This window comes from Acinetobacter populi (genome assembly GCF_002174125.1).
In the GTDB taxonomy this organism is placed as follows: domain Bacteria; phylum Pseudomonadota; class Gammaproteobacteria; order Pseudomonadales; family Moraxellaceae; genus Acinetobacter; species Acinetobacter populi.
The window spans coordinates 243,937-257,450 of sequence record NZ_NEXX01000006.1 but is presented as its reverse complement, the minus strand read 5'-3'; the positions used below and the strand labels follow the sequence as shown (position 1 = coordinate 257,450).

General features: G+C 40.1%; 10 protein-coding genes. 5 read left to right on the top strand and 5 right to left on the bottom strand.

Translation table 11 applies throughout. The features are described 5' to 3' along the window. Nucleotides 1–23: 23 nt before the first annotated feature. Both CAP51_RS15300 and yccS read right to left on the bottom strand, forming a co-directional pair. Nucleotides 24–581 (bottom strand): hypothetical protein, encoded by a 558-nt coding sequence (locus tag CAP51_RS15300; RefSeq protein WP_087621617.1) that lies wholly within the window; start codon nt 579–581, stop codon nt 24–26. Nucleotides 582–652: 71 nt separating this feature from the next. Next, nucleotides 653–2,827 (bottom strand): YccS family putative transporter, encoded by a 2,175-nt coding sequence (gene yccS, locus CAP51_RS15295; RefSeq protein WP_281249292.1) that lies wholly within the window; start codon nt 2,825–2,827, stop codon nt 653–655. Nucleotides 2,828–3,098: 271 nt separating this feature from the next. Between yccS and CAP51_RS15290 the strand changes: the two genes are divergently transcribed. After that, the gene (locus CAP51_RS15290; RefSeq protein WP_087621673.1) at nt 3,099–4,313 is read left to right on the top strand and encodes a multidrug effflux MFS transporter; all 1,215 of its coding nucleotides are present in this window, start codon (nt 3,099–3,101) and stop codon (nt 4,311–4,313) included. Nucleotides 4,314–4,505: 192 nt separating this feature from the next. Here the strand turns inward: CAP51_RS15290 and CAP51_RS15285 are convergent, their stop codons facing one another. Next, nucleotides 4,506–5,210 (bottom strand): nitroreductase, encoded by a 705-nt coding sequence (locus CAP51_RS15285; RefSeq protein WP_087621616.1) that lies wholly within the window; start codon nt 5,208–5,210, stop codon nt 4,506–4,508. Between the two features lie 427 nt (nt 5,211–5,637). Between CAP51_RS15285 and CAP51_RS15280 the strand changes: the two genes are divergently transcribed. Beyond that, the gene (locus tag CAP51_RS15280; RefSeq protein WP_087621615.1) at nt 5,638–6,912 is read left to right on the top strand and encodes a DcaP family trimeric outer membrane transporter; all 1,275 of its coding nucleotides are present in this window, start codon (nt 5,638–5,640) and stop codon (nt 6,910–6,912) included. 136 nt (nt 6,913–7,048) lie between these two features. On the opposite strand, the gene CAP51_RS15275 is transcribed toward CAP51_RS15280, so the two are convergent. Then, nucleotides 7,049–8,341: a L,D-transpeptidase family protein gene (locus tag CAP51_RS15275; RefSeq protein WP_087621614.1), complete on the bottom strand. Its 1,293-nt coding sequence runs from the start codon at nt 8,339–8,341 to the stop codon at nt 7,049–7,051. A 190-nt stretch (nt 8,342–8,531) separates the two neighbouring features. On the opposite strand from CAP51_RS15275, the gene hemE reads away from it, so the two are divergent. From hemE to CAP51_RS15260, 3 genes are all read left to right on the top strand, one after another. Beyond that, nucleotides 8,532–9,605: a uroporphyrinogen decarboxylase gene (gene hemE, locus CAP51_RS15270; protein ID WP_087621613.1), complete on the top strand. Its 1,074-nt coding sequence runs from the start codon at nt 8,532–8,534 to the stop codon at nt 9,603–9,605. Between the two features lie 18 nt (nt 9,606–9,623). Further along, complete coding sequence (locus CAP51_RS15265) at nt 9,624–10,421, top strand: DUF817 family protein (RefSeq protein WP_245809183.1); 798 nt, start codon at nt 9,624–9,626, stop codon at nt 10,419–10,421. 125 nt (nt 10,422–10,546) lie between these two features. After that, complete coding sequence (locus tag CAP51_RS15260; protein WP_087621611.1) at nt 10,547–11,167, top strand: phosphoadenosine phosphosulfate reductase domain-containing protein; 621 nt, start codon at nt 10,547–10,549, stop codon at nt 11,165–11,167. Between the two features lie 87 nt (nt 11,168–11,254). On the opposite strand, the gene CAP51_RS15255 is transcribed toward CAP51_RS15260, so the two are convergent. Next, nucleotides 11,255–13,450: a TonB-dependent siderophore receptor gene (locus CAP51_RS15255; RefSeq protein WP_087621610.1), complete on the bottom strand. Its 2,196-nt coding sequence runs from the start codon at nt 13,448–13,450 to the stop codon at nt 11,255–11,257. Between the last annotated feature and the right edge of the window lie 64 nt (nt 13,451–13,514).

Sequence of the window (13,514 nt, the reverse complement as noted above, 5' to 3'; positions counted from 1 at the left end):
TCTTGATATGAGGGCTTAAATTTTTAGATTTTTTTAGCAGTTCCGACAGATTCATTCAAGTGTTTGCGAATGGTGTCGAATGAAAAGTTTTTAGAGTTCATGCGTTTAGGCAAGAAAAAAGAGCCTTGTTGTCCTTTTGCTGTAAATGTCATCAGTAAAAATTCAGGACTGTCATACCATTCTGTCACTTCTTTCCAGGCAATATTGGCAACGCCTTGCTGCATGCCCACTTTTTGTTGCATGACCATGCCATGTGGCTGAATACCCAGTTTAATGCCTTTGATTTCCTGAACCGGAAATTCGTTCATTTTGCGTTTTACATACCATTCATAAACAAAGGTGCGAATAAACAGGAATAAAGCCACACAGACTAAAATTACCCAACAAAAAACAGTAGAGTAATTTTTGATAAAAATCAGCCCAAGAATAGCCAAAGCAGTAAGTACCCCTAAAATCGCCCATGTTCTCGGACGGATTTTGTTGGTGCTACGCCACATCATCATCTGTGCGGTACGTTGTTCTTCGGTGGAGACTTCATAAGGAACAGTCTGTAACGTGTATGCGTAAGTGGTCGATGTCATAAATCTATACAGCTAACAAAAAATTGCCTGTATTTTAGCATTAAAGCATCTAAAAAAGTGAATCTTTAGTACTATAAAGATGCGAGTGCAGTTGCATCTGGATCATGGTCATAGGATAAATTCTGTTTAAGAAAGCTTAGTTCGGGCAGCAGATTTAGAATCAGTGCGAGTTGTTGCAGAATCACCGTGGCTTGATCATCGAGTGCCTGCTCCTGATCCAGAATACGATCTCTCAGGGTTTGAATGGCAGATTGTGCTTTTAATTCAGGGGCTTCATCATGCAGTAATGCGCCTTGAATATCTTCTAGCGCATGGTCAAGAATCAATAAAATTTCCTGATCTTGGATCATATTGCGATGTGCACCCAAAGCGGCAATATAGCTGAGCAAGGTATGATTCAAGCATAAAAATTTGAAAGCATGCTGTTTCTGGTCATTGTCAAAATCGGGTTCTGTTGCCAGCGTGGAAATTAATGAGGCCAGTTCTGCATCCATAATGTGCGCCTTGCGACGCACGGTGCGATAGTCCAGACCATTATTACGTCCTACATGATATTGTTTCACAATTTCGGCAAGATAATTACACTGGCTGATTAAAGTATTCTGTAGCACTTTAGGCAGACGGCGAAACTTCCAGTCTGGCCAGATAAACATGATGCCAAGCCAAGCCAGAAAACATCCGGCAATGGTATAAATTGCCCGTGGCAGGGCAGCATTCAGCTGCGGATCGGCAAGATGGAAGTTAATCAGTGCCAGCATGGTAATAAACATGGTGGCTTGTGCATATTGCTGGGAACGCAATTGTAAAAATAAAACGCCGCTGATCACTAGTAATACCAACTGACCTTCGACTGACGGAATAAAATGGATAATAAATGTACCGATTAAAACCCCGGCGAGTGTACCCATAATCCGTAGTTTTAAACGGCGTTTGGTGGCATTAAAATTAGGCTGACAAACGAACAGTACCGTAAGTAGAATCCAGTAACCATATTCCAGATGGGTCAGTTGTACAATGATATGTGATACCAATAACAAAATGGAAAGACGAGTTGCATGCCGGAATAAGCCGGATTCTGGGCTTAAATTCTGACGCATTCGTTGCCAGATATCTTTTAAGCCGGTCAAATCGTCATTTTGTAGTACATCATCCTTACTGGGCACTTTACTATTCAAAAATGCACGTTCTGATTCAAGATTTTTAAGCTGAGCGTCAATTTCTTTTAGGTTACGTTGTAATGAGCGCAGTGCTTTAAGCCAGACCAGATCATAATGTTGCTCCAGCTCCAGTTGATCCAAAGAGAGGTCCAGATTCTTAAATGCATGTTTAAACCGATGATTGTGAATATAGGGTTGTCGTTTGGCAATGGCATGGGCCAAATCCTGACACGCCTTACCCTGTAAACTTAAAATACGCTGAAAGCGAAATAGAATATCTCGGTGCTGAAAAATTTTCGATAATTTTAGATAATCAATATGGGCTGAATCTGCGCGTTCATGAATGTCTTGTGCAATAAAATAATATTGCAGACTACGCCGAGTATCCTTTTGTCCACGGTCACCCTTAAGGCGTGTCACCAGAGAAATTCGGGTATCATTAAAAGTACCGACCAGTTTTGCATTGTTTAAAGACAATTCGATCATGGCCTGCTGATAATTTTCCGGTGTCATATCGACATCAAATAAATTGGATTTTACAAACAGAAAATTACCAAGCAAGCGATAGCATTGATCCAGTTGATCCTGTACCAACCGAACCGGAAACAATAAAAAGCTAATGGTGGAAAGGCAACCATACCAAGCCGCACCCAGTACCAATAATGTTGGTTGTTCATACCAATTGGGGAAAATATCCACACCTAGCATGGTATAGACAGAAACCACCAGACAACCATAACTAATGGTGGCATAGCGTTTTCCTAATGATCCCAGAAGAATCAGACAAAAGCAGGAAATAATTAAGGCAATGCCGAATAGCACGGGATGGGGGAAAAGTAATTCCACCGCAGCAGCAGTAGCAAAAAAACCAACATAGGTCAGAAATAGATTGCGGATACGAACGGAAAAGCGATCATCAATATCACTGAGTGCTGCGGCAACCACGCCCAATGTTAAGGGAATGGTCAGGATTTGCTGATCGAGCAGATAAGGAATAAAGGCTGTACCGACAAACGCAATCAACATGCGTATGTTATACATCAGACTTGAATTATAGCTGACACGTTGTAATGCCGATAAAGCACCCACTGATCAATTTTCCATACATCGTATTATAGAGTTTAAATTATAATGAATTTTCTCTTTAATAACTGATATTTCTGTATCATTTTAAAAAATTTTGCCATAGTGAAATTTATATGGTACGCCTGATAACAAACTTTCTATTCACTCCAGCAATTTTGATGACTACGACAACGAGCTGGAGCAAGATAAACAGCGCATGAATTCTCTGGCATTCTGACTTTAATTTTAATTCGGGACTTGCTACTCTTGTGGCAATTTCGGAATGCAGAAAAAAATGTCGACTTCTTCTCTTACACAAACCAGGCAATATTCCTTACAGTGGATTGCTTTACTCGGGCTGCTAACCGCTTTGGGGCCATTGTCCATTGATATGTATTTGCCTGCTTTACCGAGTATGGCCAAAGATTTTCAAACCACGACAGCCAGTATTTCCAGTTCTGTCCCGGCCTATTTTTTAGGTCTGGCGATTGGACAGTTAATTTATGGGGCATTAAGCGATCGGATTGGGCGAAAAAAACCACTTTATATCGGATTGGTCATTTATATTGCAGCATCATTTTTATGCGCAATTGCACAAACTGAATGGTCCTTAATCATTTCCCGGGTGTTGCAGGCTTTGGGTGGCTGTGTTGGGGTGGTGATTGCACGGGCTGCGATTCGTGATTGTTTTGATGTGAATACATCAGCACAAGCTTTGGCACATATGGCCATGATCTTGGGGATTGCCCCAATTATCGCTCCCATGATTGGCGCGGTGCTTATCTCCTTTTTTAGTTGGCACAGCATATTTATATTATTGTGCATCGTTGGTAGTCTTGCCTTGCTCTGTGTGCATTTATTTTTTCAGGAAACCTTGCCTATTGAACGTCGTCTACACTTAAGCATGAAGCAACTGATGATCATGTATGGCAATGTTTTACAGGATTCCAGCTTTCGTACACCAATGCTGGCGATGTCTTTATTCTCAGGCATGATGTTCTGTTATATCACTTCGGCATCGGCATTATTTATTGAGCATTATCATTTTTCTCAGCGACAATTTGCCCTTGCCTTTGGTGTTAATGCCTTTGGTATTATGTTGTTTTCATTTTTGAATAGCAAAATTGTACGTAAAATCGGGCCATTACCGTTGCTCCAATTTGGTGGAACCTTGCAATTTTCTGGTGCAATTCTGGTAACAGGCGCTGCACTTTATGCCCCAGACAATATTCAGTGGGTTTTGATAGGTTTATTTATTGTGGTGGCAAGTATTGGTCTTACAGGCCCAAATGCAACGGCATTGGCATTATCCAAACAAAAGCAACGTGCGGGTGTGGCAAGTGCTTTATTGGGGAGCATTCAGTTTGCGATTGGTTTGTTGGCAGGGGTAATTTTATATCATTTACATGGCAGTATTTTGCAAAATATTGCCACAACCATGCTGATCTATGGTGTGCTTGGTTTAATCTGTGTCTATATTCTACGTATTCGTACAAAAAATGCCCGTTAGTAGAGTGGATGTGGGTTGATAACGTAAATAGTGCTTTTAAACAGGATAATGTTTTAAGGCATACATTGAAATGATTGACGGCTGATCCGATTGGATCAGCCGTTTTTATATTTAAATCAATCTATAGATGCCCAATGCTATGAGCATCATCTGATAGATTGTTTTAATGAAAACACTTTCTCATTTAAAGTTTTAATCTAGAAATACCGTAAATTCTTCTACCGGTAAACGTGGGGTAATAAAGGTATTTACAATATGCTGCGGATCGGCATAGCCTAAAGCGACGGTACAGACCAGTTCTTCATCATCTGGAGCATTCAAGACATCCAGAACAATCGGGTGGAAATGGTTCCATGCGGCTTGTGGACAGGTATCCAAACCACGCGCCTTTGCTGCAATCATTACGTTTTGAATCATCATGGAAATATCCATTTTCGATCCCACGCCCATGGCTTTATTGACGGTAAAATATAGCGCGACTGGTGCATCAAACAATTGATAGTTCCGCAATTGCTGAGCAGCCATTTTTTCTTTTTCGCCTTTTTGAATATTTAGCAGACCATACAATCCCCAACCGTTTTCACGACGACGATCAATAAAAGGGGAGATCCATTTTTCCGGATAATAGGCAAAGGTTTCTGTATATTGTTTTGCAAGTTCTGGATTTTGGGAGACCTCAAGTTGTGCCTTACAGACCCGGTCAATCATTTCTTGACGTTTTTGTCCTGTCACCACATAGACTTTCCATGGCTGTGTATTGGTGCCTGAGGGTGCTCGGCTGGCGACAGTAAGGATATCTTTAATGGTTTGTTGATCGACAGCTTGATCTAAAAATGCACGTACAGAATGTCGTGAAGTGATGGCTTGATCGACAAGTTTGACCTGATCCAGACTCATAATAACTCCTTAAAGAATTTTCTTTGTCGCCAACTATAGCGGAATTTCCAAGAGAAACGAGAGCATTTCATTTGTATCGCTAAGTTTTTTTGCTGATTTTAGACAAAATTAGACTAAAGCATAGTCAATTAAACGTGAGAAAAATAAGGTTGAATTCTTGAATATTGGCTTTTATGTGAGGAAAAAGCAGGCAATTGCGGTTTTTTATGGAAATTATGCGGCTAAAAATGACATTTTACATATATGGATAACGTTATAATACTTTTGGCTAATAGAGCTAAAAAAAGTTTAACAAATTGTTCACAATGGATGCAGACCTTATACAAGGTTGAGTCATTACGGATGAGACGTATGTTTTTGGTCTATTTTTTGCTTTAAAAACGTGACCTGTAATACATATATCACTTTGGATATTTAGGAGAAGAGAATGAGCTTTGCTCGTATCAATAAAGGATTGGCAAAAACTGCCTTGACCATCGCAGTTGCAACATCAATGGTACAAGTTGTACATGCCAATCCACAGCAGGATGAAATTCAACAGTTACGTGCAGAAATTCAGGAGCTTCGTGCTTTAGTACAGCAACAAGCTGCACAGCAAGCACAGATACTTCCACCACCAGCACCTGTTGGCGCACCGCCTGCAATGAATGTGCAGCCTAAAGATTTAAAAGTGACAACTGCAAAAGGGGCAGAAGTTAAGTTGTATGGTTTTGTTCGTGGGGATGCAAACTATATTATTGAAGGTGCAGACGACGACTTTAACGCGATTTCGAGTTCTACTGGCGCAGCCAAAGATAAACTTCGTGCAACAGCGAAAACAACCCGTATCGGTATTGATTTTAAAACGCCGATTGCTGGTGCAGATGTAGGTGGTAAATTAGAAGCAGATTTTGCCGGCAATGGTACTGGTGAAAACCTGCGTATTCGCCATGCCTACTTGACCTATAACAACTGGTTATTTGGTCAAACCACTTCTAACTTTTTAAGTAGTCATGCACCTGAAATGATTGACTTTAATACCAATATTGGTGGTGGTACATCACGTTTGCCACAGGTTCGCTATGGTTTTGATGTAGCGCCAGCAACGAAGGTATTTATTTCTTTGGAAGAAGGTGATGATGCGGTAACAACAGGTAATAGCATTAAATATAAATTACCTGTACTGACTGCGAAATTAACACAAGGATTTGCTGAAGGTAAAGGTCAGGCATCTGTACGTGGTTTAGTTGAACAATATGACCTGAATGCAGATGGAAGTAATGGTTCAGATAAAACCGGTTGGGGTGTAGCCGTTGGTGCAAACTATCTGGCGATTCCAGAATTGAAGGTGTTTGGCGATTATTCTCATGTGAAAGGTAATAGCAAATATCTCTATGGTAGTAATGCAGCTGCTACATTTGTAAATGGTGAAGTTGAGCAAAACGAATTTAATACTTTCCAAATTGGTGGAACATATCAGATTTTACCAAACCTGCGTTCAACTTTAGCATTTGGTGGTATGTATGCTGATGATAACAATGCTTATGCAAAAGCAGTCACAGGTGCTAATAAGGAAGTTCAACAAGCTTGGATTAACGTGATTTATTCACCAGCTAAGCCTATTGATTTAGGTCTTGAATATATCAATGGTAAACGTGAAACATTTGCCGGTGATAAATACGATGATAACCGTTTGGGCTTGATGGCAAAATATAGCTTCTAAGTTTAATATTGATCGGTTTTAGATTGATTAAAAACAAGAGCAATCCTTCGGGGTTGCTTTTTTATGCGAGAATATTTGTGATAAAAAAATGCGTAAATGATGAATCATTTACGCATCTAGAATGAGAACAATCAGATTATTCCAAGAATTTCACCGTAATACCCGGTTTGACACGCTTGGCCAGATCATTGGCATCCCAGTTGGTCAAACGGATACAACCATGTGATGCCGTTTTGGAAATGGTCGATGGATTTGGTGTACCATGAATACCAAAAGAAGGTTTGGATAAGCCAATCCACATATTTCCAACAGGATTGTTTGGTCCAGGTGGTAAAGATAAAGGTTTCATGTTACCACCTTGTACAAAGTTTTTAGGATTATAGCCATACCATGGATTTGGCGCGATACTCTTGATGGTATATGTACCTTCCGGTGAGGGTGTATCAGTACTGCCAATGGTTGCAGGGAAAGAGGCAATCATCTTGTTTTGACTGTTAAATAAATACAGCTGTTTTGCACCTTTATGGGCGATAATCAAATGAATGTCTTGTGGTAAATCGTTACGCACATTTGCAACAATAATTTTTTCACCTGCTTTTTTAAAGCTGGCATTAGGATTTAAAGTTTTTAAGAATGCTTCATCCATATGGAATTTTTCACCCAGCATTTCTGTTACACGGGTGTAGTATAAGCCCTTCATTTTGGCTTGTTCGGCATAGTTTGAAGGAATAGATGCAGCGTATGGTCCTTTCAAATCCTGTTCGGTAATTGTATATTCGACAAAGGCTGGAGCATTTGATTTACTATTTAAACTGTCCCAGGTTGCTTGATCTAAAATCCCGGTAACAGGCAGATTATTCATGGTTTGATAAGCAGAGATTGCTTTTAAAGTGTTGTTTTTTCCACCTTTTAGATTTTCTGCTTTACCAATGGCACCATCTATTGGACCAGGCGATGCATGATTGTCGTTTAATAATACTTGTAATTTTGCAAATACAGGATAGCGACCATCAATTGGCATACCCGTCGACCAGACTGAATTATTAATCCCATCTAAAGTCCATGTACCTAAACTCGCTGTAGTTTTAGTTGGAGTGTTTTTACTTGTCGTTGTCACGGCGCGATCTGTGTTTGTCACAGGTGCCGGTGGTGTATTGTCTATTATAGCTGCGTCAACAGAAGGTTGATTTACAGAAGATTCATCTGCATTGTCCTCGGCATCAGAACTTTCGTCTATTACTGCCTGATGATCTATTGCAGGTACAGCAGTAGCTGGTTCGGCTTTATTTTGACTTAGTGAATATGATTCAATCGGCACGCTTTTATTGGCTGGAATCGTTTCTATTTGATTCGAAACAGTATTTTCTGCATTCACCACAGAAGAAATGGCACAACCTAGGCTAATGGCGAGTATTGTACGTGCAAACATAAATTATCCTAAAAAAATAAATTTAAATTTTCTAATGCTGTGTCTAGTATGACAAAGGAAACAAAGAATTACAGTAACTCTTTTGTATAATAGGGCACATTTTTTCGCAATATCGGGCAGATAAATACTTCGCCTGATGCATGTCATTTTGCTATGATGCACCGACATTGTATGCAATGACAGGAACAACATGTCTGCTTTAAAAAATGACCGTTTTATTCGTGCCTTATTAAGACAACCTGTAGATACCACGCCGGTATGGATGATGCGTCAGGCTGGACGTTATTTACCGGAATATCGCGAAACACGTGCTCAGGCTGGGGATTTCCTTTCATTATGCAAAAATACTGATTTTGCTTGTGAAGTCACATTACAACCGTTGCGTCGTTACGATCTGGATGCAGCCATTTTATTTTCCGATATTTTGACTGTGCCTGATGCTTTGGGCTTAGGCCTGTATTTTGAAACTGGAGAAGGGCCAAAATTTAAAAAGACCGTGCGTAGTGAGCAGGATATTGCTGCCTTGCCCAAGGTCAATATTGGGGCTGATCTGGATTATGTCGTTAACGCCGTCAAAGCTATTCGCAGTGCCTTGGGTGGTCAAGTGCCTTTGATAGGTTTTTCTGGTAGTCCATGGACATTGGCGACTTATATGATCGAGGGCGGCTCTAGTAAAGATTATCGCTATAGCAAAGAAATGCTGTATGCCAGACCTGAACTGTTACACGCTTTGTTGGATCATTTGGCAGAGACTGTGACCGATTATCTGAATGCGCAGATTGAGGCTGGAGCGCAGGTGATTCAGATTTTTGACAGTTGGGGCGGGGCATTGGCACATCGTGAATATGTCGAATTTTCCTTAAATTATATGCAAAAAATCGTCGCAGGTTTGATCAAGGAAAAAGAAGGGCAGAAAATTCCGGTTATTTTGTTTACCAAGGGTGGTGGACAATGGTTAGCACAGATGTTGGACACAGATGCAGATGCGTTTGGACTGGACTGGACCACCTCCTTAAATACTGCACGTCAAACTGTAAATGGTCGGGCTGCATTGCAGGGTAATCTTGATCCGGCGACCTTGTATGGTAATGCACAATCTATTGAAAAAGCAGTTAAATTAATGCTTGATGATGCCTATGCTGATGGTGAAAAAACAGGCTATGTGGCAAATCTTGGACATGGTATTACCCAATGGGTTGATCCGGCCAATCCAAAAGTATTTATTGATACTGTGCATGAATATAGCCAGAAGTATTTGCGCTAATTCGGGTTAGCCTTGCGTATTTTATTTTTCTCTCTGGTCGAGTTTTTATATAAGGCTGTTTCGGCAGCCTTATTTGGTATTTTATTATTGCTTGCTTTTGCCATTACAGCACCGATGGGATATGAGTCGTTCTGGGGCTTTTATCGTTACGATTATTTGCTGTTTTATGCGCTGATTATTCAGGCTTTATTACTGTATTTTAAACTGGAAAGCTGGGCTGAAGCTCGGGTGATCGCGTTATTTCATCTTATGGCGATGGTGATGGAAATCTTTTTAACCCATCCGGCCATTGCCTCGTGGCAATACCCGCAACCAGCTGTATTCAAACTTTGGACCGTACCGCTATTTGCTGGGTTTATGTATTCGGCTGTGGGCAGTTTTTTTGCTCGTAGCCTTAGATTATTTCAGGTCAGTTTTATTAATTTGCCTGAATTTAGGTGGATGCTGTTGTTGGCGGTGTTGTCTTATATTAATTTTATGAGCAAATTTTTTGTACCCGATATTCGCTATCTTTTATTTGCCTGTTCTATTTTTATCTTCTGGAAAACAAAATTATTATTTCAGGTACAACAACGTACCTATCAATTACCGATGTTGTTGGTGTTCGTGATTTTAGCCTTTTTAATCTGGATTGCCGAGAATATCAGTACATTTTATCAAATCTGGCTGTATCCAAGTCAGGTTGATGCATGGCATATGGTCGGTTGGAGCAAACTCGGTTCATGGTATTTATTATTGTTGCTGAGTCTTGTACTGGTGTTACGTATTTTAGGTGTGCAGCAGCAAGGCAGATGGCAACTGAAAAGTAACAAATAAAAGAAATTGATGATTTGATTTTATGATGCTTGGGATCATGTTTTTCATTGAGTGCAATGTTATTTCTGATCCTGAGTCATGTTAAGATAAGCCGAGTTAAAGTAAATATATTTTAAGAGGACGTGATGAGTCTAGATTTGCAGAAAGTAAATGCCGAAATCGGCCATGATGCGGAAAAACTGGTTGAATGGGCATTAGGACTGAATAAAAAAGCGATTGTGACCACCAATTTTCGTCCATTTGAAGCCGTGATTCTACATATGTTGACACGTATTCAACCTGATATTCCTGTGGTGTGGATGGACAATGGTTATAATACCGAAACCACTTATCGCTATGTTGATGAACTCACCAAGCTATTGAATCTGAATCTGATTACCTATTTGCCTAAGCGTTCCCGTGCGCATCGTGAGGCCATTGATGGACCTGTACCAGCTTTGGATGATCCACGTCATGCTGCATTTACCGAAGAAGTAAAACTTGAACCATTTAATCGTGCTTTAGCTGAAATGCAACCTGAAGTTTGGTTTACGGCTTTACGTGCCACAGATACAGCGCAACGTGCTCAGATGGAAGCTGTCAGTATTAATCCGGATGGTTTGATTAAAGTTGCTCCATTATTACATTGGCATGCCAAAGATCTATGGATGTACATGCAAAAACACAATTTGCCGGATAATGAAGATTATTTTGATCCAACCAAAGCCGAAGAACATCGTGAATGTGGTTTGCATTTGGAACATTAAGATAGTTTCAATTATTGTTGAATGAATTAAAAACGCTGCCTTGGATTCAAAGCAGCGTTTTTTATTAGACTCAAGATGGAATGTGCTTTAATAATTCCATTCCAGACTCAGCAGATAATTGCGTGGTGTACCATAGAAATTATTCATTCCATTAACACGAGCTTTTTGATTTTCATAATAACGCTTATCCGACAGGTTTTGTCCGATCAAATTCAAGGCAAAATTTGGATTAAACTGATAACGTAAATTGGCATTATATAGGGTATAACCGCCTTGTTTTACGTTATATAAACTATCACTTTCAGTTTGTGCAGTAATGCCTGCACCTATGGTTAAATTTTCTAAAGCGCCACGAAACTGATAGCTGCTATAGGCTCTAAACGTCTGTTCTGGCGTATGTTTATTAAAGTTTGTGCCATTGGCATATATCGTCCCTTCTGTTTTTAGATATTTACTCTTGTTATAGGTATAACCTGCAAACAGTTGCCATTCGGGTAAAATTTTTCCGGAAATTTCCAGATCAAGACCGCGACTGCGCACTTTACCTTCTGGTGCATAAAAACTGGTTCCAACAATGGCAATCGCACGATTTTCCTGCTCAATTTGGAATAATGCTGCGGAGAGATTAAGCTCACCACCAAATAATTCGGATTTTATCCCGAGTTCCTGATTTTTACCGACCACGGGATTAAGTAAACTACCGTCTGGGGCTTTATTACTTTGTGGTTTAAAAATTTCGGTATGGCTGATATAGGTACTGGTTGAAGGCGTTATATCAAAGGTTAAACCAGCATAAGGAATAAACTTTTTCTTGTTAACATCAGTGTTTTTACCATATTCCGAGTCAGGGGCGCCTGCCCAAGTATAATATTGATAATCACCACCTGCGCTAAAATCGGTATAACGTCCGCCAGCGATCAAATGTAAACGATCCAGTAGGTTAAACTGCGTGCCTAAAGATATTGCTTTTTGTTCGATATGGTTTTTATACAGCACATCATTTTGTAACAGGGTATAGTTATTCCAGTCAGGTTCAGCTATTTGTGCGGGCTGAAAAGTATAAATATTATACTGATTTGAATCCATATGCCGTTTCCAGCGTGAATCATGATCTTCCTTATTGTAGCTAATCGTAGTAAATAATTGATGCTCCCGACCAAGCAAATAGTATTTCCCGGTTAAGGTGCTATTGGCACCCCATTCATGGCTTTGATTATCATAATATTGCATATTGTTCAGTGCCAATAATCCATCAGCACCGACACCAATATAACTGCTACTGCCATTGCCCAAAGCAGCAAATTTTTGCAAGGATTCTGACCATGTGGCATTGGCTTTGGTACTGAGTTTCCAGTCATCATTAAATGTATAGACTAGCTCGGCAAAGATATTGGATTTTTTAAAGTTATCTTGCGACCAGTCTGCACCCAGAAAAGTATCTTTACTTAAACCAAGACTTTTACTGCCTAAGCCCATGGGAAGACCAAAAATATCTGGTGTTTCCTCAACCTGTTGATAGAGTCCACCAATACGGAACAGGGCTTTATCATTTAAATCAAAATCCAGTATGCCATAAAGAGTCTGATTATTCTTTTCCACTGATTTTTTGAACGATTCACTATCACCCGCAACGGCAACTAGTCGTCCACGAATACTCTGATCCTGATTTAAGCTACCGGATACATCAAAGCTGGAACGAATATTATTCCAACTGCCATATTGTAGTTTGCCATTGGCTTGAAATTCTTCAGTCGGTTTTTTCCGTACTGCATTGATGGTACCGCCTGGCTCGCCATTGCCCTGAGTGAGACCGGAGGCGCCTTTTAAAACTTCAATATGATCATAAATTTCCAGATCAGTCATACTCGAAGCTGAGCGATAGGGATTACTCGATGAGCCGGGAACGGTACTGCTCATACCATCTTCTTCGATTTGATCAATATAAAAACCACGGGATTGAAACCGATAACGTCCTGAATCCCGAACGACATTGATCCCGGTGGTCTGTTTTAAGGCATCGGCAATATTGTTGAGCCCCAAATTTTTGATTTGATCCTGACTAATCACACTAATCGATTGTGGTGTTTCCTTTAAGCTTACCTCCATCCCTGTTGTGGTACTCATCACAGATGAAGGAATTGCCGTAACGACAATGGTTTCCAGACTTTTTACCTGAGGTGTTTGCTCTGATGTAGAAGAATCTGGGGTTTCAGCAAAAATCTGTGTAGTTTGGGCGATTAACATTGCACAACAAAGTGTCTGCAAAGAAAAATTATGATTCATATTGAATCCTTTAATTCAATGGGGGAGATGAAAAATTATAAATTGTTAATGGATTGTACTACTA